Origin of the sequence: Erythrobacter epiphyticus (assembly GCF_034653295.1) — a bacterium.
Taxonomy (GTDB): Bacteria; Pseudomonadota; Alphaproteobacteria; order Sphingomonadales; family Sphingomonadaceae; genus Erythrobacter.
Map to the genome: position 1 here is coordinate 1 of NZ_JAYEEU010000004.1, position 20,162 is coordinate 20,162.

Annotated in this window: 17 protein-coding genes and 1 pseudogene; 9 read left to right on the forward strand and 9 right to left on the reverse strand. The window is 60.0% G+C overall.

Translation table 11 applies throughout. From position 1 onward, the window contains the following. The 3 genes from SOQ14_RS02000 to SOQ14_RS02010 form a co-directional block, all read right to left on the reverse strand. The coding region (locus tag SOQ14_RS02000; RefSeq protein ID WP_322896362.1) for a transposase at nt 1–220 on the reverse strand (220 nt) is incomplete at its 3' end. 48 nt (nt 221–268) lie between these two features. Next, nucleotides 269–1,147, reverse strand: a complete 879-nt coding sequence (locus SOQ14_RS02005; protein ID WP_322896364.1) for a CRISPR-associated endonuclease Cas1 — start codon at nt 1,145–1,147, stop codon at nt 269–271. A 49-nt stretch (nt 1,148–1,196) separates the two neighbouring features. Beyond that, a complete protein-coding gene (locus SOQ14_RS02010; protein WP_322896366.1) occupies nt 1,197–2,147 on the reverse strand; it encodes a GYD domain-containing protein in 951 nt (316 codons plus the stop codon). Between the two features lie 100 nt (nt 2,148–2,247). Between SOQ14_RS02010 and SOQ14_RS02015 the strand changes: the two genes are divergently transcribed. From SOQ14_RS02015 to SOQ14_RS02040, 6 genes and pseudogenes are all read left to right on the forward strand, one after another. Then, on the forward strand, nt 2,248–2,823 hold the full coding sequence (locus SOQ14_RS02015; RefSeq protein ID WP_322896368.1) for a hypothetical protein: 576 nt from the start codon (nt 2,248–2,250) through the stop codon (nt 2,821–2,823). A 12-nt stretch (nt 2,824–2,835) separates the two neighbouring features. Further along, nucleotides 2,836–3,213 (forward strand): hypothetical protein, encoded by a 378-nt coding sequence (locus SOQ14_RS02020; RefSeq protein ID WP_322896370.1) that lies wholly within the window; start codon nt 2,836–2,838, stop codon nt 3,211–3,213. Beyond that, a complete protein-coding gene (locus tag SOQ14_RS02025) occupies nt 3,210–6,263 on the forward strand; it encodes a hypothetical protein (protein WP_322896372.1) in 3,054 nt (1,017 codons plus the stop codon). The genes SOQ14_RS02020 and SOQ14_RS02025 overlap by 4 nt, the downstream gene beginning before the upstream one ends. Before the next feature lie 242 nt (nt 6,264–6,505). Further along, nucleotides 6,506–6,874 carry a hypothetical protein gene (locus tag SOQ14_RS02030; RefSeq protein ID WP_322896374.1) on the forward strand — a complete coding sequence of 123 codons (369 nt, stop codon included), beginning with the start codon at nt 6,506–6,508 and terminating at the stop codon, nt 6,872–6,874. After that, nucleotides 6,871–7,440: an acyltransferase gene (locus tag SOQ14_RS02035; protein ID WP_322896376.1), complete on the forward strand. Its 570-nt coding sequence runs from the start codon at nt 6,871–6,873 to the stop codon at nt 7,438–7,440. The genes SOQ14_RS02030 and SOQ14_RS02035 overlap by 4 nt, the downstream gene beginning before the upstream one ends. Before the next feature lie 90 nt (nt 7,441–7,530). Continuing rightward, nucleotides 7,531–7,830: pseudogene (locus SOQ14_RS02040) on the forward strand (GIY-YIG nuclease family protein). A gap of 273 nt (nt 7,831–8,103) precedes the next feature. Here SOQ14_RS02040 and lepA read toward each other — a convergent pair. From lepA to SOQ14_RS02055, 3 genes are all read right to left on the reverse strand, one after another. Next, nucleotides 8,104–9,921, reverse strand: a complete 1,818-nt coding sequence (lepA, locus tag SOQ14_RS02045) for a translation elongation factor 4 (RefSeq protein WP_322896378.1) — start codon at nt 9,919–9,921, stop codon at nt 8,104–8,106. A gap of 75 nt (nt 9,922–9,996) precedes the next feature. Continuing rightward, nucleotides 9,997–12,189, reverse strand: coding sequence for a sensor domain-containing protein (locus tag SOQ14_RS02050; protein ID WP_322896380.1), 2,193 nt, complete (start codon nt 12,187–12,189; stop codon nt 9,997–9,999). A gap of 68 nt (nt 12,190–12,257) precedes the next feature. Beyond that, the gene (locus SOQ14_RS02055) at nt 12,258–12,476 is read right to left on the reverse strand and encodes a hypothetical protein (protein WP_322896382.1); all 219 of its coding nucleotides are present in this window, start codon (nt 12,474–12,476) and stop codon (nt 12,258–12,260) included. Here SOQ14_RS02055 and SOQ14_RS02060 point away from each other — a divergent pair. The 3 genes from SOQ14_RS02060 (at nt 12,470) to SOQ14_RS02070 (ending at nt 16,968) form a co-directional block, all read left to right on the forward strand. Next, on the forward strand, nt 12,470–14,167 hold the full coding sequence (locus tag SOQ14_RS02060) for a PHA/PHB synthase family protein (protein ID WP_322896384.1): 1,698 nt from the start codon (nt 12,470–12,472) through the stop codon (nt 14,165–14,167). The two genes, SOQ14_RS02055 and SOQ14_RS02060, sit on opposite strands and share 7 nt — an antisense overlap. A gap of 132 nt (nt 14,168–14,299) precedes the next feature. Beyond that, nucleotides 14,300–15,145 (forward strand): alpha/beta fold hydrolase, encoded by an 846-nt coding sequence (locus SOQ14_RS02065; RefSeq protein WP_322896386.1) that lies wholly within the window; start codon nt 14,300–14,302, stop codon nt 15,143–15,145. Nucleotides 15,146–15,201: 56 nt separating this feature from the next. Then, on the forward strand, nt 15,202–16,968 hold the full coding sequence (locus tag SOQ14_RS02070; RefSeq protein WP_322896387.1) for an N-acyl-D-amino-acid deacylase family protein: 1,767 nt from the start codon (nt 15,202–15,204) through the stop codon (nt 16,966–16,968). A 16-nt stretch (nt 16,969–16,984) separates the two neighbouring features. Here the strand turns inward: SOQ14_RS02070 and SOQ14_RS02075 are convergent, their stop codons facing one another. From SOQ14_RS02075 to fabG, 3 genes are all read right to left on the reverse strand, one after another. Beyond that, nucleotides 16,985–18,067, reverse strand: coding sequence for a DUF2855 family protein (locus tag SOQ14_RS02075; RefSeq protein WP_322896388.1), 1,083 nt, complete (start codon nt 18,065–18,067; stop codon nt 16,985–16,987). A gap of 37 nt (nt 18,068–18,104) precedes the next feature. Next, nucleotides 18,105–19,232 (reverse strand): DNA polymerase III subunit beta, encoded by a 1,128-nt coding sequence (gene dnaN, locus SOQ14_RS02080; protein ID WP_322896389.1) that lies wholly within the window; start codon nt 19,230–19,232, stop codon nt 18,105–18,107. A 177-nt stretch (nt 19,233–19,409) separates the two neighbouring features. Next, nucleotides 19,410–20,162 (reverse strand): 3-oxoacyl-[acyl-carrier-protein] reductase, encoded by a 753-nt coding sequence (fabG, locus tag SOQ14_RS02085; protein ID WP_322896390.1) that lies wholly within the window; start codon nt 20,160–20,162, stop codon nt 19,410–19,412.

The following is a 20,162-nucleotide window of genomic DNA, read 5'->3' on the forward strand; positions in this document are numbered from 1 at the left end:
CCTCCATCTCCTTGCGCAGCAGGCGGCGCCAAGTGAAGAGCTGGGATACCGACATGCCATGGCGGCGCGCCACCGCGCTCACACTCTCCGTGCCCGAATAGCTCTCCGCGACGATCGAGGCCTTCACCTCCGGCGGCCAGTCCCGACGCTTGCCGACACCGGTGAAAACCTCGAAGCGACGCACACCGCTGATACCAGCATCATCACATGACATCGTCATAGCATCAGCGCCCTCTACAATCAGGGCGCGGACACTCCGCGGTCCGCGTCACCCGCGCAAGGTGGGCTCAGGACAGCGCTTACCTTCGATCTGCACCTTTGCGAGCTTCACCGCGTAGGCATAATTCAGCATGGCATTGACGGGGTGAGAAGCATTGCGATTTTCAGCCTTCACGCCGGTCGCAAGTGAGCTGCGCAATCCGTAAGCGTGCCAATCTTGAGGGATCGGGCGACGCGTGATGCCCTTCCATTGAACGGGCAGACCTTGCCACGAGCGGAAATAGGCCGAGGCGCACTCGCCTTCGATGGCGAATATGGCATTCATGTCAGTGAAGGTTTCACGCTCTAGCCGCTCAATTCCAGTGTAGGCTTTGGCAATCGCCATATCGCGCAATTGCGATGCTGGGATGTGTGCCTCTAGCGTTGCGATGCTTGACGCGATTTTGCGCCGGATAAGGTCTGCGGCAAATTCAAGGCGCTTGGCCATGTCGGCGCGCATCGCCAATTGCCATTCAATCTTTTGCCTGTCGCCAGCATAACCCGACCCGCTGGCGACAATCGCAACGTCGCCATTGGATTTGATCCGGGCAAGCGCCACCCCCTGATCTGCCAGCCATGACAGCACTTCGAAGGAAAGCGTGCCGCTGCCATCAAGCAACATTATCCGCGTCGGCAATTCGAAATCGCGCGGGAAAAATCGATATCGGATTTGCTTTTGCGGGTAATGGGTAAAGCCATCCCGAATGACCAATGCCCCGTTTTCGATGCACATCGAAACGCCGTGGCCATTCAATATAAGCGGCGCTGGATTGCGCTGCCGGGCCTTTCGAATGGGGAGCGATTGCCCATATTCCGATAGCCAAAATTCGGAGCGAATTGCCCATTCATCGGCGCTATTATCAGGGGTAATTTCCGTGTTTTCGAGCATTCGCAACCATACCATAAGCCGCGAAAATTCGGAGACAAAATTGCATTTATCAATGAGGAATTTGAGGCAATTTCGGCACCTGCCTGCGCATCTCTACGATTTGGAAAAAGGGCAGCATGGTTTTGCTGATTTCCCGATATTCTGCCCAAAGCAAAAGCATGATGGCTTGAAGGGTGATCGACGGATTAGCGGCAATTCGAGATAGGACTTTTAGCGATTTCCCACCCGTCAGAGCCTTGGAATTGCGATATAAATATGAGCCAATTTCAATTGCGTATCGCAAACCTTGTCGCGCTTCTATCGAAGGTTCGGTAATTGCATTTTTAGACGAAATGACGCTGAAAGCCTTGGAAATTTGTTGAAGTTCAATTTCGATTGATCCCGCGAAATGAGCAATTGTTTGTGCGGATTTCGATTTGACGCCCATGGCGCTCAAAACCGCGTCGCGTTCATTGGCGTTCGGCCGTGAAGCGCTGTCCGGGCTAAATCCCTGAAAATTGCCGGTTATCATTTCTTGCAAGAAACCGGCCAAGGTTTCGACCAGCTCAGCAGAAATTTTGGTCAGTTGCCCATCCAACGCGGTGCTGCGCAATGCTGCTACTATGGCTTGCTTGATGGCCTCAGGGTCCGGGGCCTCATCGATTTGGACGAAATCGAACTGACCCGCTGCTGCCTGTGCCTCCAATAGCCTCGACTGTGCGATTTCGAGCGGACCGCGCCAGTGTTGGTCTGAAACCGGGAAGCCCTCTAGCCAAAGCTGCCAGCCCACCCAGTCAAGCTTTCGGCGAATGGCGAACAGCCTTTCGATCTCCACGGTCTGAGCAATGCTGATGGCGGGAACTTTGATGAAACTGCCGCGCCCTCTGCCTAGCCCGGTCTGCTTGGGTCTCGGCAACAATCCATTTCGCCGCCATCGCTCGATTTGATCCTGCGTGGCGTTCGATCCTGCATTTTGCAGCCCCACTTGGAATTCCTGCGCGGTGATCCAGCTGTTTTCCAAGAGACTGCGCCCGGCGAATCGTTAGAGACCTGCGCAGAATAGCCCAATCTGCCGAATCCCATGCCTTACTTGGTCGTCATCGCCGATTCGGAGATGACGATTGCCCCGCCAACGCGACTATAAAGCTGAGTATCAGCGCCGGATTGCCAACGCTCTGAAACGTGGGCTGAGCCGCTCGCAGGCTCGCGGCCATGCGCGGGCTGGTGAAAAGCCCATTCGGGCTAAGCCGGTGCAGAGCGATGCCGGGTTAGAGACTGCGTTGAGACGGCTTCGCGAGACGGGCAATCAATCCCTCGCCGCCAAGGATGCCGGGGTATCCGCTGAGCGCTTTCGCCGGTTTCTGCACAGCAATGGCCTTGCCGAGAGGCGGGGCAAGCAATGGCGCATCGCCGATAATCGCACCCGCCGCATGACGGTGATCACCAGCGGCGATGCCGTCGAACTCACCTTGCGCGATTTTGAGCAAGCATCGTTGAACGGCAAGCACCTCGCTGCCGTGAGTGAATTCCTGCGCACCATTGAGACCGACTTGCTCGCACCCTTCATCGGCCAATCGGTGATCGATGCCGCTGGCATAGCCCACCCGCTCGAAACCGATCCCAACACCTTGTTTCGCATAGATTACACCTACAGCGGCAGCGAAGAATACCACCAAATCTATCGGATCATCACCTGAAAGGATAAGACCATGACTGACAAAGAACTTGCCCGCGAAATCCGCAAACAGCGGCGATTGGAAAAGCTCGGCACCGACAAGCCCATTTGCGGCACCTGCGGCGAGGCTGATTATCGCACCCTTGAACGGCACCATGTCGCAGGGCGAAAGCATGATCCCGATACGGTGTTTATCTGCGCCAATTGCCATCGCAAGGTGACCGATGATCAAAAGGATCATCCCGCCATCGGTGCCAAGGCCGATGCGATGCTTGCGGCTATTGGAATGTTCTTGCTGGGCCTTGTGGACTTGCTTGAACTGGTGATCGACAAGCTCAGCGCCTTTGGGCTTGCCCTGATCGAACGGGCCAACGTTGCCGGTGGCGAGCAAGCCGGGCAGGCATTCGCATGATCCCGGCTCCTGATCATTTGCCGATTGCGCTTCGCGCTTATGCCGCTGCCCCCAAGGCCAGAAAGCCAAGGCGCGGTATCGGCGCATCCGATTGGACGCTCACCTTCGATTGTGAGACCCGGACCGATGCAAGCCAAGCTCTGCGCTTTGGCGCGTTCCAACTGCGCAAGGGCGATGCGGTCAAATTCGCGGGGCTGTTCTATGATCCCCAAGAGCTGAGCAAGGCTGAGGTTGAAACCCTGCTAGCCTATGCCAAGCGGCACAAGCTGTTGGCCATGACCCGCGATGAATTTGTCGATGATTACCTGTTCGGCAGAGCCTACCGGCTGCGCGCCCGGATTGTGGGCTTCAATTTGCCTTTCGACATATCCCGGCTCGCTGTCAGGCACGGCTTAGCCAAAGACGCAATGTATGGCGGCTTCACCTTCACGCTGTCGCACCAGAAATTCTGGCCGAATGTGCGGATCAAGCACCTGTCGCGGCGGGCGGCCATCATGGATTTCGCCGCACCCTTTCGGCAGCGAGATAGCCGCAGCCAGCGCAACCGGGGCGAAAAAACCCCTGTTCGGCGCGGCTATTTCGTGGACGTAAGCACGCTTGCCCATTCCTTGCTGTCACGCGGCTTCGATCTCGGCGCGCTCAGCCGGTTTCTTGAAGTGCCTAATCCCAAGCTCGAATTCGATGATTTTGACGGGCCGGTTTGCGATGAAATGCTGCGCTATGTGGTGCGCGATGTGCAGGCGACTTGGGAATGTTACGCCGCATTGATGTCTAAGCTCGAAGCCTTGGAGCTGCCCGATTTGCAACCTGAGCAAATCTTTAGCGAAGCCAGCCTTGGCAAAGCCTATCTGCGCGCCATGGGCATTGCCCCTTGGCGTGAGGTGCAGCCCGATTTCCCCGAGGATCTTATGGGCGCGCTCATGTCGAGCTATTATGGCGGGCGATCAGAGGTGCGGATCAGGCGAGAGGTGCGCCAAGTGATCCTGTGCGATTTCCTCTCGATGTATCCCACGGTGTGCACCCTTATGGGGCTTTGGCGGTATGTGACCGCCAGCGGCATGGGGTGGCGCGATGCCACGGCAGAGGCGCAAAGCCTGCTTGCCGGTGTGTCGGTCGAGGATTTGCAGTCACCAGACTTTTGGCAAAAGCTGTCCATGCTGGTGAAGGTGCTGCCCGATGCCGACATATTCCCGGTGCGCGCCGCCTATGAGGGTGAACAGCTCTCCACCATTGCCGCCAATTATCTCAGCTCCGATGCGCCGTTATGGTTCACCCTGGCTGATTGCATTGCCGCCAAGCTCTTGACCGGCAAAGCGCCCAAAGTGGTGGAGGCCATCGCCTTCGATCCGGGACCGATGCAGGATGGCTTGCGCCCGGTAAATATCAGCGGGAAGGCCGAATACCGGGTTGATCCTGTCGAGACTGACTTTTTCAAGCGGGTGATCGAACTGCGCAAGGAAACGCAGGGCCGGATGAAAGCTGCAAGCGGCGCTGAAAAGGTGATGCTCGATGGCGCTCAGCACAATCTCAAAATCTGCGGTAACTCCACCAGCTACGGGATTTGGCTGCAAATCAATGTCGCCAAGCGCTCAAAGCGTTTCATTGCCAGTATCATCGGCCATGATGGCAAGGCTTTTGACCGCGAAACCAACAAGGCTGAAAAGCCCGGTGAATTCTTTCACCCGCTGCTAGGCGCGCTGATCACCGGCGCGGCGCGGCTGATGCTGGCCATCACCGAAAGCCTGATCGAACGGCAGGGTTTGGAATGGGCTTTCTGCGATACGGACAGCATGGCAATTGCCAAGCCCTGCACCATGGCAGGTGATGAATTCCGCAATCGCGTGGAGGAAATCGCCAACTGGTTTGTTGCCCTTAACCCCTACGCCTTTCCCGGATCGATCCTGAAAATCGAAAGCGAGAATGACGGGTTGGCAACGGGCGAGCCGGAGCCGCTCTATTGCTGGGCAGTATCTTCTAAGCGCTATGCCCTGTTCAACCTTGCAAGCGATGGCGCGCCTATATTGCGCAAGGTATCGGCGCATGGGCTGGGCCATTTGCGTTCACCCTATGATCAAGCCAATCCGCCCGCCGACATTCCCGCGGCCGATGAAAGCGTGATGCGCGATGGCGTAGAGCGCTGGCATTGCGATCTATGGTTCGAAATTGTCTTAGCGGGGCTTGGGCTAAAGCCCGATATGCCCCGGCTCGATTTCCACCCTGCGATGAATGCCCCGGCAGTGAGCCGCTACGGTGCCACCGCGCCCGAATTGCTGGGATGGTTCAAGCATCACAATGCCAACCGGCTCTATCGCGATCAGGTCAAACCCTTTGGCTTTCTCTTGTCGCTCAGCGCCAAGCGCAATTGGGCGAAGGGAGAAACAATCGCGCCGGAGGCTCGCAAGGGCAGGCCGCGCAAGGTGTCGCCGGTGAAGCCCATCGCGCCTTTCTCCAAGGATAGTGCCACCATCGCCGCAACCGCCTTTGACCGCATCACCGGCAACGCCGTCCCTGCCAGCGATTTGCACACCTATCGCGAAGCCATCGGGCGATATCACCTGCACCCGAAAAGCAAATTCTTGAACGGCGATTATCTGGACCGTGGAACCACCAACCGGCGGCATATTCGTGCCAGCGCTATCCGCTACATTGGCAAAGAGGCCAATGAAATTGACCGGCAGCAGGTGCTTGGGGCGGATAGCGAGCTTGATCCCGAATATGGGCTTAGCGCCGATAGCGTCTCTCAATTCAGGGTCGCGCTTGTTGAGCTGGTAGCGCTGGTGGGCAAGGCCGGTGCGGCTAAGGCGCTGCGCATTCCGCCGGGGCGGCTTGGCGCGATACTGTCAGACAGGGCTGCGCTCGAAGGTGCAGCGGCGGGCGGGCTATCCATGCGCCTGCCCGTCGAAGTTGCGAAGGCTCGAAGCGCTGCCCTTGCTGGCGAGGGTGAATTGCAGCGCCTTCGCGAAATGATCAAAGAGCTTGGCTTGCGGGAAGCTGCGCGACGGCATGGGGTTGATGCTTCGAATTTGAGACGAAAGCTGAGGCGAATGTGACTTGCGTTAGAGGCTTGACCAACCATCATCGCCCCCGCTCATCGACGGGGACAATGAATCAGATCAGCGCATCAAAGGCGAAGGTTTTTCGAGGCGTCCAACGTGTAAGGTGGCTAGCCGCAGTGCGCGAAGCATGAATTTCCTTGCCTATTCGGAACGATAGGTGTTCCATCATGATGTGGGAAGATATTATGGTCTCGATATGCTTCGCGGCATCGCGGCACTTATGGTGGCGATAAATCATGCCGCGTTTCTTGGTTGGGGGTTGGACCCCATTTGGACGAAGCTATTTGGCGGTCGACTTCTTCTTTTTGCTTTCAGGTTTTGTTATTTCGGCTGCATTCGAAGATCGCATGCCGAGCCTCGGTGCGAGCAAGTTCTTTGATATTAGAATTTCCCGGCTTTGGCCTCTAATAGCACTAGGCGTCTTCATTTCTTTTGTTTGGAAAATTGCGTCTGGTTTCGAGCCCTATCTGGTAACGGTTCAGACTGGACTCGCTTTATTATTTCTCCCAAATTGGGACGGCGCATTCAATTTGAATAATCCGATGTGGTCAATTCACTTTGAGATATTTGCAAATATTGTTCATTTTTTTTACTCCGCAAAATGACAACAGTAGCTCTGGTCAGCGTGGTTGGTTTTTGTTTAGCGCTTTTGCTCATGACAACAGGCGTTTATGACGCAGATCTCGGTCAAGGTGATGAATATCTTTCAGGTTTCCCTCGCGTGATACTTTCATACACTTTAGGTGTCGTGCTCTGGCGGCTAAATGGCGCTGCGCCGCGCGGGAGCGCTTTTCTGAGTTTTACCTTGCTTCCAGCGTCGATCATAATTGCTTCCTATCTGGGGTGGGCAGATTACATTGTAATCCTGCTGGTCAATCCAGTGATTTTGCTATGCGGCCTCCAGTTGCAGCAGGCGGGCGTTGCTGTGGCTGTAGCGCGGTTCATGGGAGCATGGTCTTTTCCACTTTATGCGCTTCACTGGCCAATTCAGGAGATCCTACTGCGATTTGGAAATGGCTGGCTTTCCTCCGCCACATGGTCGATCTTTATGACCCTTGTAATTGGAATGGCGTTCGATAAGCGGTTGCGGAGCACTTTGCCGTTGAACCGGCAGTTTGCCAAAAAAACAGCGCATAGCTGCAGCGAAGGACCCCCAAGGAACGATAGCTAAACCCATCTGTGGTCACCTTGCGGCATTTCGTCAGTTATCCCTATACCCCCCGGGCTTGACCCGGGGTCCCGCTTGTTCTTCATTTCGCAAATGAGTCATGCAATATCAGAGGGTTGGGTTTACATCATGGCGGATCGCTATCGCGGCACGCTGTATGTTGGTGTGACAGCCGATCTGCCCCGCCGGATAGACCAGCATCGCGAAGGAAGCGGTTCTGATTTCTGCGCGCGATATGGGTTGAAGCGACTCGTCTGGGCGCAGCGCTGCGGGTCTATCGCGGCGGCGATCGCGCATTAAAAGCGGATCAAGCGCTGGCACCGTCAGTGGAAGTTCGATCTGATCGAGCAGGGAAACCCGGACTGGGACGGCCTTTTTGGCTTGCTCATCTGAACCCGGCGAAAAAGCAAGCGGGACCCCGGGTCAAGCCCGGGGCGACGATGAAGGACCATTCAATCATTGGCATGACGGTTGTCCACGGCTCTGCCCTGAACCTGCCTGAAAGCGGCTCTCACACCCACCGCCCCAGCGGGACCCCGGGTCAAGCCCGGGGCGACGATGGAATTGATTGTATCGATACTGTCGGCCCACTCACATGCGGGCAAGAGGCAAGCCAGAACGCGGTGAGCGCCTTGGGCGCTCCCGCATCCTCAGAATTAGAGAAGCTTACTCCTCCCCCATCCTCAGCGCGGCAATAAACGCCTCCTGCGGGATGCTCACATTGCCATATTCCCGCATCCGCGCCTTGCCCTTCTTCTGCTTCTCCAGCAGCTTCTTCTTCCGGCTGATGTCCCCGCCATAGCACTTGGCGGTCACATCCTTGCGCAGCGCGGCGATGGTCTCGCGCGCAATCACCTTGCCGCCAATCGCAGCCTGGATCGGGATCTTGAACAGGTGGCGCGGGATCAGATCCTTCAGCCGCTCGCACATGCCGCGCCCGCGCTCTTCGGCATTGGCGCGGTGGACGATCAGCGAGAGGGCATCCACCGGCTCGTTGTTGACGAGGATGTTCATCTTGACGAGGTCGCCCTCGCGGCTGCCGATCTGCTCGTAATCGAAGCTGGCATAGCCTCTGGAGATCGACTTCAGGCGGTCGTAGAAATCGAACACCACTTCGTTGAGCGGCAATTCATAGGTCACCTGCGCGCGGCCGCCCACATAGGTCAGCTCGGTCTGGATGCCGCGGCGATCCTGACACAGCTTGAGGATCGAGCCGAGATATTCATCCGGCGTGTAGATCACCGCCTTGATCCACGGCTCCTCGATCATCTCGATCCGGTTCACATCGGGCCAATCGGCCGGATTGTGGATGTCGATGACCTTGGCATCCTCGTTCTTGGTGTGGCCAAGGTGGATGCGATAGACCACGCTCGGCGCGGTGGTGATCAGATCGAGATCATATTCGCGGCTGAGCCGTTCCTGGATGATTTCGAGGTGCAGCAGGCCAAGGAACCCGCAGCGGAAGCCGAAGCCGAGCGCGGCGCTTGATTCCATCTCGTAGGAGAAGCTGGCGTCATTGAGCCGCAGCTTGCTGATGCTCTCGCGCAGCTTTTCGAAATCGGCGGCGTCGACCGGGAACAGCCCGCAGAACACCACCGGCTGCACTTCCTTGTAGCCGGGCAGCGCTTCGGTCGCGCCGTTCTTGACGGTGGTGATGGTGTCGCCGACGCGCGCCTGTTCGACCTCCTTGATCTGGGCGGTGATGAAGCCGATTTCGCCCGGGCCAAGCTCGGCCAGATCGGTGCGCTTGGGGGTAAAGCAGCCCACGCGGTCCACAAGGTGCTGGGTGCCGCCCTGCATGAACTTGATGTTGAGGCCCTTGGTGAGCTTGCCGTCAATCACGCGCACCAGGATGACCACGCCGAGATAGGGATCATACCAGCTATCGACGAGGCTCGCCTTGAGCGGGGCTTCGGTGGTGCCCTTGGGCGGGGGAATGCGCGCGACCACGGCTTCGAGCACATCTTCGATACCTATGCCCGATTTGGCGCTGGTCAGCACCGCATCCGAGGCATCGAGGCCGATGATATCCTCGATCTCGGCCTTGACCTTTTCCGGCTCGGCGGCGGGCAGATCGATCTTGTTGATGACGGGGACGATCTCGTGATCATGCTCGATCGACTGGTAAACATTGGCGAGCGTCTGCGCCTCGACGCCTTGCGCGGCGTCCACCACCAGCAGCGCGCCTTCGCAGGCGGCGAGGCTGCGGCTGACTTCGTAGGCGAAATCGACGTGGCCGGGGGTGTCCATCAGGTTGAGCTGATAGGTCTCACCATCCTTGGCGGTGTAGGCGAGGCGCACGGTCTGCGCCTTGATGGTGATGCCGCGTTCTTTCTCGATGTCCATGTTATCAAGGACTTGCTCGGACATCTCGCGGGCGGAGAGGCCCCCGGTGAACTGGATCAGCCGGTCGGCGAGGGTCGACTTGCCATGGTCGATATGCGCGATGATGCTGAAATTGCGGATTTTGGAAAGGTCGGTCATTGGTCCCGCGACTTAGCGATGGTGAGCGAATGTGTCATGCGAGAAAAACGCAACACCCGCCTCAGGTTCCTGCCGCTACGCCGCTTCGTTCCGTCCCGGTGCCGCATAGGCGAACAAGGGCACACTGCCGCCCTGCCCAAGATTGCCGCCGGGCATCGCCTGATAGGCCCCCGGCCCCAACGCTGCGAGCGGCGCGCCCGCCGCCGCCAAGGCATAGGGCGACACGCGGTTGCGGGTGCACAGGCCGCCGGCACCATCGTCGATGAGCGGGTGTTCGAACTCCAGCCCCTGCGTATCGCCAGATGAGCGGATCACGGTAGCAACCGCGAGCTGGCCGCCCCCCAGATCAACCACGAACTGCGTGCCCTTCGGCACATCGGCAAGCCCCTGGATCAGCGCGCCCGAACGCGACAGGTTGCGCAAGGTCACCTCGTAGGAGTGATCATCGTGGATCACATGGATCTTGCGGAACACCGTGCGGCGGCGCGCGCGATATTTGCGCTTCGCCGATGGCTCGATCCGCCAGCCGCCGGCCGAGAGGACTTCAGCCAAGGTCGCCTGATCCACCGGCTCGCAATAGATCGGCCCCTGCACGAATTGCACCCCGGCGCCCTGCAAAGCGCTTAGCAATCCGGTGGTCTCGATCCCGCCCGCGATGGTCTGCATCGCAAGCGCGCCGGCCAGTGCAACAATCGCCCGCACCAGCGCCAGATCATCGCCTTCCTCATGCTCGGCCGCGGCGATCAGCTTGCGATCAATCTTGACGGCGCTGAAAGGTGCGCGCCGCAGATAGGCAAGCGAGGAAAAGCCGCTGCCGAATTCGTCGAGCGTCAGCGGCACGCCAAGCCGGTTGAGGCCGCCCATCGCCCGGTCGACCACCGCGTTATCGCCAAGGAACACCGCCTCGCTGACTTCAAGATCAAGCCGCCCCGGCGCAAGCCCGGCCTCATGGAGTGCCTGCGCGACTTCATCGACGAAGTCCGGCAGCATGAACAAGGCGACCGGCACATTGACAGCCACCCGCAAGGATTCCGGCCAGGTGCTGGCATGGTGGCAAGCGCTGCGGATTGCCCACAGGCCGACATCGCACACATGACTGGAGCCTTCGAGGATTTCGGCAAATTCCTCCTCGTCGATCTCGCCGCGCTGCGCATGGTTCCAGCAGACATGGGCTTCCAGCTTGCGGACATATCCGCTGTCCGCTTCGATCATCGGTTCAAAGCGCAGGAACAATTCCTCATCGGCCAGCGCCGATCCGAGGTTTTCCTCCAGCCGCCGCCGGAAGATCGTGTCATTTTCCAGTTCGCCGGAATAGAAACGATATTGCCCGCGCCCGCTGTTCTTGGCCGAATACAGCGCCAGATCCGCCGCGCGGACAATTTCTTCGCGGGTCACGCCATCATGCGGGGCGATGGCTACGCCCACCGACGCGCCGATCACACAGCGCCCGTCGGCGAGCGAATAGGGCTGACGCAGCATGGTGATGATCCGCATGGCGATTTCGCCAAGCTCACCGCGATCATCCATATCGGGCAGCAGAACCTGGAATTCATCGCCGCCGAGCCGCCCAATCTCACAATCCCGATCAACCGCACGGGTCAAGCGCTCGGCCACCTGCCGCAGCAATTCATCGCCCGCAGCATGACCCAGCGTATCATTGACCTGCTTGAACCGGTCGAGATCGAGCATCATCACCGCGCAATTGCGGCGCGCGGCCTGAAAGGCCTTGAGCGTGTTCTCGATCTTGTGCGCCATGCGATGACGGTTCGACAGGCCGGTGAGCGAATCGTACTTTGCGAGGCGTTCGGTTTCTTCCTCGCGGCGGAATTCCTCGGTGATGTCCGCACTGGTTCCGCGAAATCCGATGAAGCGGCCTTCTTCGCCGAACATCGGCTGGCCGGAAAAGCGCAACACCGCGCCGCCCTGTAAATGGACCGCTTCGACCGCTAGCCCGTTGAAAGCCTTGTGCGCCCCCAGCATCAGCGCCAGCGATTTGCCGCGCCCTTCCCGATCGGTCGGCACAAACACTGTCGCCATCGGCTGACCGAGCAGGTCTTCCAGCGGTTTGCCAATACGTTCGGCAAGCGCCGCACTCAGATAAGTCAGATGGCCTTTGGCGTCGCTCGCCCAGAACCAGCCCAGCCCCGACCGCTCGACTTCGTCAAGCAAGGTCAGCCGCTCGCTTTGCTGAAGCGGGGCGCCGTTATCTGGCGCGGGGGTGTCTGGCGACGGCACCGCGCGCTTCGCACCCAGGATCCCTTTCAGCAACACGCGCCGTCCACTCCTATCACCACGCCGCCTCGGCCTGCTAGCGCTGCGACCCTAGGAGAGCTTGGTTAGTATTTGTTAAACGCCGCGCGGAAATCACCGCCATTTTGAACCCAAAAATCGCTTTTCGGGGAGGCTCTGATCGGCCCGTCCGGGCCAACCTTTGGCGCAATCATGTCGCAGGCTTGAACTTTGCAGAGCCTGTCGGCATGTTCGCCCCAAGACAAGAACAGCACCACCGGATGCGGCTCACCGTCCGGGCTGGAAAAAAGGGGATGATATGGCACGCGGCGAAATAAAACTGGAAAACGAAGCGGCCCAATCGACCACGGCGCTCGGCCCCTTGATCGGTGTCGCTCGCGAGGATTTCGTGAGCGCAGTTGCCCTCTTGCTGCGCGAGACTGCATCCGATCCGATGCGGACCTTCAAACATGCCCAGGCCATGACCGAGGACATGGTCAAGATTATGACCGGCAAGAGCGAACTTGCCCCGGACCCCAAAGACAAGCGCTTCATGGACCCGGCATGGCAATACAACCCCTTCTTCCGCGCGGGTGCGCAATATTACCTCGCGGTGCAGAAAGGGATGCGCAACTGGCTGGAAGAGCTTGAGCTGGACGAGCTGGAGCGCAACCGCGCCAATTTCATCGCCAACATCATCCTCGACGGGCTTGCCCCCACCAACACGCTGGCCGGCAATCCGACCGCGCAAAAGCGGGTGATTGATTCCGGCGGGCTATCGCTGATCAAGGGCTTGCAGAACGCCTACAATGATCTCGTCAACAACAAGGGCATGGTCAGCCAGGTCGACAAGCGCCCGTTCAAGCTCGGGGAGAACATCGCGACCTCGAAAGGCGCGGTGGTGCTGCGCACCGAAATGATGGAACTGATCCATTACGCGCCCTCGACGGAAGAGGTCTATGAAATCCCGCAGCTCACCATCCCGCCGCAGATTAACAAGATGTATATCAATGACTTGTCGCCCGACAAGTCGGTGGTGAAGTGGCAGGTCGACAACGGCATCCAGACCTTCGTGATTTCCTGGCGCAATCCGACCAAGGAACAGGGCCGCTGGGACATGGCCGATTATGTCAATTCCTGCCGCGAAGCGATGGAAGCGGTTGCGGCGATCACCGGCGCGAAGAAGGTCAATGTCTCGGCGGGTTGCTCGGGCGGGCAAACGGCCGCGATGCTGGCAAGCAAGCTTGCGGCAGACAAATCCGATCTGCTCGGCGCGCTTACCCTGATGGTCTGCGTGCTCCACCCCAAGGCGACCGACATCGAAGCCGGATCGCTGGTCAGCGAGAATGGCATGAAGCTCGCCCGCCAACGTGCGGCGAAGGCAGGCGTGATCAAGGCGGATGATCTGGCGCGCGGCTTTGCCTGGCTGCGGCCCAATGATCTGATCTGGAACTATGTGATCAACAACTACCTTCTCGGCGCTGATCCGCCCGCGTTTGACGTGCTGTTCTGGAATGCCGATGCCACCAACCTGTCCGCCAGTCTGATGGGCGATTTCCTGACGATCTACGAAACCCTCGCCTTCACCAAGAAAGGCGAAGTCGAGATGGTCGATCACAAGATCGATCTGTCCAAGGTGACGAGCGATTTGTTCATCCTTGGCGGGGTGACCGATCACATCACGCCGTGGAAGGCGACCTACCGTTCCACCCAGCTGTTTGGCTCGAAGGACGTGACTTACGTGCTCAGCCAATCGGGCCACATGCAGGCGATCCTCAACCCGCCGACCAACCCCAAGGCCAAGTATTTCGTCCAGTCCAGGAAGGGCCCGCTGCCCGAAACCGCCGACGAATGGTTGCAGGGTGTCGAGGAAGTCAAAGGCAGCTGGTGGCCGTTCTGGATGGAATGGGTGCAGGCGCGCTCGGGCAAGAAGAAGCCGGCGCCCGCCACGCTTGGCAACAAGACCTTCACGCCGCTGGATCCCGCACCGGGACTCTACGTTGTCGAGGAAGTCTGATACAGCCTCCCCAGCCTGTGCCCCGGCAAGCACGCCCGATCAGCAGGCCACACCACTTATGGGCGCGTTCGTGAGGGATCGATGAACGCGCCCACCCGGTGCTCCGGCGGGGCACGCGAAAGGACCAATTGCATGGCAGATGCAATGAATGATGCGACCATTGCGATGGAGCAAATCGGCGGGCGGACGCTACGGACTGCGGCCTGGCGGCTCGATATGCCATCGGATCATCTCCCGATCCTCTTCTTCAACGGGATCGGTGCCAATATCGAAGCGGTTGCCCCGCTGGCCGCTGCTCTGCCCGAACGCGGCTTCATCATGTTCGACATGCCGGGCACGGGCGAATCACCCGATCCGCTGATCCCTTACAACCCCTTCACCATGAGCTGGACCGCGGCCCAGTTGCTGGGGAAATATGGTCTTGATCAGGTCGATGTGATGGGGGTTTCGTGGGGCGGCGCGATGGCGCAGCACTTTGCGTTGCAGCATCCCGGGCGCACCCGCAAACTCACGCTGATCGCCACCACGCCGGGCATGGCGATGGTGCCCGGCAATCCGGCGGCCTTCACCAAGATGGCCAATCCGCGTCGCTATATTGATCCGGAATTCATGAACGAGCACTTCGCCACGCTCTATGGCGGGGTCGACAAGGATGGCGCAGCGCACCAGAAAGACAGCCATATCGGCCGGTTGAAACCGCCGAGCCCGCGCGGCTATCTCTATCAGCTCATGTGCATGATGGGTTGGACAAGCCTGCCGGCCCTGCCCTTCCTCAACAAGGAAACCCTGATCATGATGGGCGAGGATGATCAGATTGTCCCCGTCATCAACGGCAAGATCCTCAATGCAATGATCCCGCGATCACGGCTGGTGACCTTTGCCGGCGGCGGGCACCTGTTCCTGCTGACCCATGCCGATGAAAGCGTCGCCGCGATCCGCGAATTCCTCGACGCTCCGGACATTGCCGCCGCCGCCTGAGCGGTGGACAGGTCCGCGTGATTGCGACATGTTCTTCCCATAAAGGGGAGATAGACATGGCGCATTACGACCTCATCATCCGGGGCGGCACGATTGTCGATGGCACCGGGGCTGCGGGCTTTACCGGCGATGTCGCGGTCAAGGACGGGCTGATCGCAGCGGTCGGCACGGTTCCCGGGAGTGCGGACACCGTGATTGACGCGACGGGCAAGATCGTCGCGCCCGGCTTTGTCGATATTCACACCCATTATGACGGGCAGGCCACCTGGGATCAGGAAATGGCACCCTCAAGCTGGCACGGGGTCACCACCGTGATCATGGGCAATTGCGGGGTCGGTTTTGCCCCCGCCAAGCCTGACCGTCACGAATGGCTTATCAGCCTGATGGAAGGGGTTGAGGATATTCCCGGCACCGCGCTCGCCGAAGGGATGACGTGGGACTGGGAAACCTTCCCCGAATATCTCGACGCGCTCGAAAAGCTGCCGCGCACGGTCGATGTAGGCACGCATGTGCCCCACGGTGCGGTGCGCGCCTATGTGCTGGGCGATCGGGAACAACCCGGCGCCGTGCCGACTGAAGACGACATTGCCGAAATGGCGCGCATTGTCGAACAGGGCGTGCGCGCGGGCGCGCTCGGCTTTTCCACCTCGCGCACGGTGTTGCACAAATCGGTTGATGGCGAACTCGTCCCCGGCACCACGGCGACGGCCGAAGAGCTGATCGCGATCGGCAAGGCGATGGGACGGGCCAAGGCCGCGGGCGGCCACGCCGTGTTCGAAATGGCAAGCGATCTCAAGCGTGAGTGGAACGAATTTGCATGGATGGGCCAGTTGAGCCGCGAGGCCGGCATTCCCGTCACCTTTGCCGCGCTCCAATCCATTGCCAAGGAAATGCCGCTCGACGAACAGATCGCCGCGATGCGCGCCGAGAATGACAACGGCGCCAACATCGTCGCGCAAATTGCCCTGCGCGGCAATGGCATCGTCATGGCGTGGCAGGGCACCGTGAATCCCTTTGCCTTCCGCCCCTCATGGCAGGTGATCAAGGAATGGCCGTGGGAGGCGCAGCGCGCAAAGCTGCTCGATCCCGCGTTCAAAGCCCGATTGCTGAGCGAGCCGAATGATTATTCCGCCGCGCCCAAGGATATCCTCGGCGTGGTCATGGTGATTTCGCAAGGCTGGGCGCTGCAATACGAAATGGACCCGGACTTCGATTACGAACCGGGCCCCGAAGCCAGCATAAACGCCCGCGCTGCCGCTGCGGGTGTCAGCCCGCAGGAATATGCCTATGATCTCCTGTGCAGAAACGAAGGCAAGGGCTTCATTTATTTGCCTATTCTCAATTACGCGGAAGGCAATCTTGACTTCCTCCATCCGCTCCAGCACGCCGAGGACACCGTCAACTCGCTGTCCGATGGCGGCGCGCATTGCGGCACGATCTGCGACGCGGCCTCGCCCACCTTCATGCTGGAGCATTGGGTGAAAAGCCGCAAACGCGGCGCGCGCATTGCGCTCGAACAGGCAATCAAGCGGCAATGCCGCGATACGGCGCTGCTGTACGGGCTGGAGGATCGCGGCGTGATCGCGCCCGGCTATCTCGCCGATCTCAATGTCATTGATCTTGAGCGGCTCAAGCTCGGCAAGCCGTGGCTGGCATTTGATCTGCCCGCGGGCGGCAAGCGCTTGCTGCAAAAGGCCGAGGGCTATGTCGCGACGATCAAGAGCGGCGTTGTGACCTTTCGCGACGGGCAATGGACGGGGGCGACGCCCGGCGGACTGATCCGCGGGCCGCAGCGCGCCGAGATGCGCGAGGCAGCGGAATAGCAGGGCCAGTGGGCGCCTAAGGTTCGATCACGATCCCCTGCGCGGGATCGACTTTGCCGCCCACCATGTCGCAGAACACCCGGCGGGCTTCGCCGAGACCGTGTAGCCGGGTGATGGCAATGCTACCTTGCATCGCCGCGAGAAAGCCCTGCCAGGCTGCCGCGATCTGCCGGGTCGCTTCTTCCGGCCCCAGTTCACGGAACAGCGCAACGGCATGATCGGGCGCGAAGAACAGCACCGGCTTGGGCCCCGGCATGGCCGATCCGCCGCCAAGCGTGCTGCGCGCCTCGATATGCGTGGCACCGACCAGACAGGAATAGTGCAAACTATCGCCCAGATGCTTGTGCACCTGCCCGAGCAACCCCGCATTGCCGGCAAAGTCCACACTCACCGAAGGCTGGGCCGCCAGCGTGCCCACCGCATCATAGGCGACGACCTGATCATAGAGCCCGCTCGCCTCGACAAAGCTGACATTGCTGGGTGAGGTCAGGCCAATCCGCTTGATCTGCGGGGACTGATCGCGTGCCGCGCTGGCGAGGCCAAGTGCCGTCTTGGAGGACGCCGAAGTGATCACCAGCTGGCTTGCGCCAAACCAGTGATTGGCTTTCATGAAAAAGGCAATCAGAAACCCGGTGCGGAACAGCGGGCCGAAGATCATCCGCTCGGCCTCATGCGCGGGATCATGCTCCGGATCAGCGGCAAGGCGGGCATATTGGTTGTAGATCGGGCTCATCGGCTGGCGGTGTTCCGCCATGTCGGCAAAGCCGCTGGCCGTGATCTTGCCGGCGCGGACATCGAGATGGCTCGCCATCGGGAGATAGCCATAGACCCGCTCGCCGACGGCAATGTCCGGGCAGCGGCTTTCGATCACGCGCGCATGGCCCCACATCGGGACAATGCCGAAGCCTTCAGGCGCGGGGAAGAAATCCCAGTAGCCAAAGCCATCGCCCACCACGGCATAGGTGACGTTGTTGGACGTGACGGAGAAGCTCTCGACCGCGAGGCGCACCATGCCGTCCGCCAGCGCCAGCGCTTCACGCTCGGCCAGCACCGCATCCTGAACCGCGCCCTTGCGGACATGGACTTCGCTGAACATCATGCCCCAAGGCCCAAAGGTGCGCGGCATTGAGCCACGATCACACCCGCATCGGCATCAGCACATAGAGCGCCGGGCTGTGATCATTCTGGCGGATCAGTGTCGGCGCGCCTGCATCGGCAAGGTGCATTTCCACCGTATCGCCTTCGATCTGGCTGAGGATGTCCTTGAGATAATTGGCGTTGAAGCCAATCTCCATGCCTTCCGCGCCATAATCGGCCATAAGCTCTTCGGCGGCGGTGCCATTATCCGGCGACGTCACCGAGAGCGTGACCTTGTCCGCCTCAAGCCCGATCTTCACCGCACGGGTCTTTTCGGTGGCGATGGTGGCGACGCGATCAACCCCGGCAAAGAACAGCTTGGGATCAACCTTGAGCAGCTTGTCATTCGCGGTCGGAATCACCCGGCTGTAATCGGGGAAGGTGCCGTCAATCAGCTTGGAGGTGAGCACCACCCCACCCTCGCCGCCGAGCGTGAAGCGGATCTTGCTCGCCGAAAGATCGATCAGCACATTGCCGTCCATTGCTTCGTCGAGCAGCTTGCGCAGCTCGCCCACGGCTTTGCGCGGCACGATCACGTCGGGCATCCCGGCGGCGCCTTCGGGGCGCGGCAAGGTGAAGCGCGCCAAGCGGTGGCCGTCGGTTGCCGCCGCCTTGAGCAGCGGCTCATCCTCATCGGTCACATGCAGGAAAATGCCGTTGAGGTAATACCGCGTTTCTTCGGTTGAAATGGCAAAGCGGGTGCGATCAATCAGCTCGGCCAGCACGCGGGCGGGCAGTTCAAAGCTGGTCGGCAGATCGCCCTCGACAATCACCGGGAAATCATCGCGCGGCAGTGTCGGCAGCTTGAAGTTGGCACGTCCGGCCTTGACCTCAAGCCGGTTTTCGCTGGTCGTCAGGCTGACCTGACTGCCTTCGGGCAGCTTGCGCGCAATATCGAACAGCAGGTGCGCCGAAACGGTGATCGCGCCGGCCTGTTCCACCGCAGCGGCTGACATGGTTTCCACCACTTGCAAGTCAAGGTCGGTCGCCATGACCCGCACGCTGCCGCCATCGCTCGCATCGATCAGCACGTTGGAAAGGATCGGAATGGTGTTGCGGCGTTCGACCACGGATTGGACGTGGGAGAGGCACCGCAACAGCGTGGCGCGTTCGATCGTAGCTTTCATAGCTTTCGCCTATCGTTTCCCCATGTGGCAAGAAAGCGAAGGAATCGCCCTCAAGCGCCAGAAAGTCGGATGAAACCTTAGCGCACCTGCACCCACGGGCAAGCATGGCTGATTGTGGCGGCCCAAAGGGTTGGGGATAAGGGGTAACAGGGCGCGGCCAGACGCGCCCTGCATCCCTTAGCCGAGCATCGCCATCCCGCCGTTGACGTGCACGGTCTCGCCGGTGATGTAGGCTGCCTCGCGGCTGGCGAGGAAGGCCACCGCCGCGCCAATCTCGGCGCCTTCACCCATCCGCCCCATCGGAATGCGGCCATTGATCGCGGCCTGCTGCTTTTCATCGAGCGCGGCTGTCATCGCGGTGCGGATAAAGCCGGGGGCGACGCAATTGGCGGTGATCCCGCGGCTCGCCACTTCCTGCGCGAAGCTCTTGGTCATCCCGGTGAGGCCGGCTTTCGCCGCGCAGTAATTCATCTGGCCCGGATTGCCGGTTGCCCCGACGACGCTGGTGATGTTGATGATGCGGCCAAAGCGCGCCTTCATCATCGGCTTGGCCGCCGCGCGCATCAGGCGGAACGCGGAGGCAAGGTTGATCGCGATTACCTCGTCCCATTCCTCGTCCTTCATCCGCATGCCGAGATTGTCGCGGGTGATCCCGGCGTTGTTCACCAGGATATCAATGCTGCCGAGCGTATCGAGCGTCGCGGGGATCAGCTCTTCCACCTGCACCTTGTCTGCCAGATTGCAGGTGATTTCGACATGATCGCCGCCCACATCCTCGATCAGCTGTTCGCGGAAGGCGCGCAGCTTGGCGCCGTTCGAGCCCGAGAGCGCAACCCGCGCACCCTGCCGTGCCAGCGCCTCGGCAATCGACGAGCCAATGCCGCCGCTTGCGCCTGTCACCAGTGCATTCATGCCGGAAAGTGAGAACAT

What these genes read in the sequence shown, in the direction of transcription:
- SOQ14_RS02025 (WP_322896372.1), top strand. Translation starts at nt 3,210, where the DNA reads ATGATCCCGGCTCCTGATCATTTGCCGATTGCGCTTCGCGCTTATGCC.
- SOQ14_RS02035 (WP_322896376.1), top strand. Translation starts at nt 6,871, where the DNA reads ATGACAACAGTAGCTCTGGTCAGCGTGGTTGGTTTTTGTTTAGCGCTT.
- SOQ14_RS02030 (WP_322896374.1), top strand. Translation starts at nt 6,506, where the DNA reads ATGCCGCGTTTCTTGGTTGGGGGTTGGACCCCATTTGGACGAAGCTAT.
- dnaN (WP_322896389.1), bottom strand. Translation starts at nt 19,232, where the DNA reads ATGAAAGCTACGATCGAACGCGCCACGCTGTTGCGGTGCCTCTCCCAC.
- SOQ14_RS02005 (WP_322896364.1), bottom strand. Translation starts at nt 1,147, where the DNA reads ATGCTCGAAAACACGGAAATTACCCCTGATAATAGCGCCGATGAATGG.
- SOQ14_RS02065 (WP_322896386.1), top strand. Translation starts at nt 14,300, where the DNA reads ATGGCAGATGCAATGAATGATGCGACCATTGCGATGGAGCAAATCGGC.
- lepA (WP_322896378.1), bottom strand. Translation starts at nt 9,921, where the DNA reads ATGACCGACCTTTCCAAAATCCGCAATTTCAGCATCATCGCGCATATC.
- fabG (WP_322896390.1), bottom strand. Translation starts at nt 20,162, where the DNA reads ATGTTCTCACTTTCCGGCATGAATGCACTGGTGACAGGCGCAAGCGGC.
- SOQ14_RS02060 (WP_322896384.1), top strand. Translation starts at nt 12,470, where the DNA reads ATGGCACGCGGCGAAATAAAACTGGAAAACGAAGCGGCCCAATCGACC.
- SOQ14_RS02070 (WP_322896387.1), top strand. Translation starts at nt 15,202, where the DNA reads ATGGCGCATTACGACCTCATCATCCGGGGCGGCACGATTGTCGATGGC.
- SOQ14_RS02020 (WP_322896370.1), top strand. Translation starts at nt 2,836, where the DNA reads ATGACTGACAAAGAACTTGCCCGCGAAATCCGCAAACAGCGGCGATTG.
- SOQ14_RS02075 (WP_322896388.1), bottom strand. Translation starts at nt 18,067, where the DNA reads ATGATGTTCAGCGAAGTCCATGTCCGCAAGGGCGCGGTTCAGGATGCG.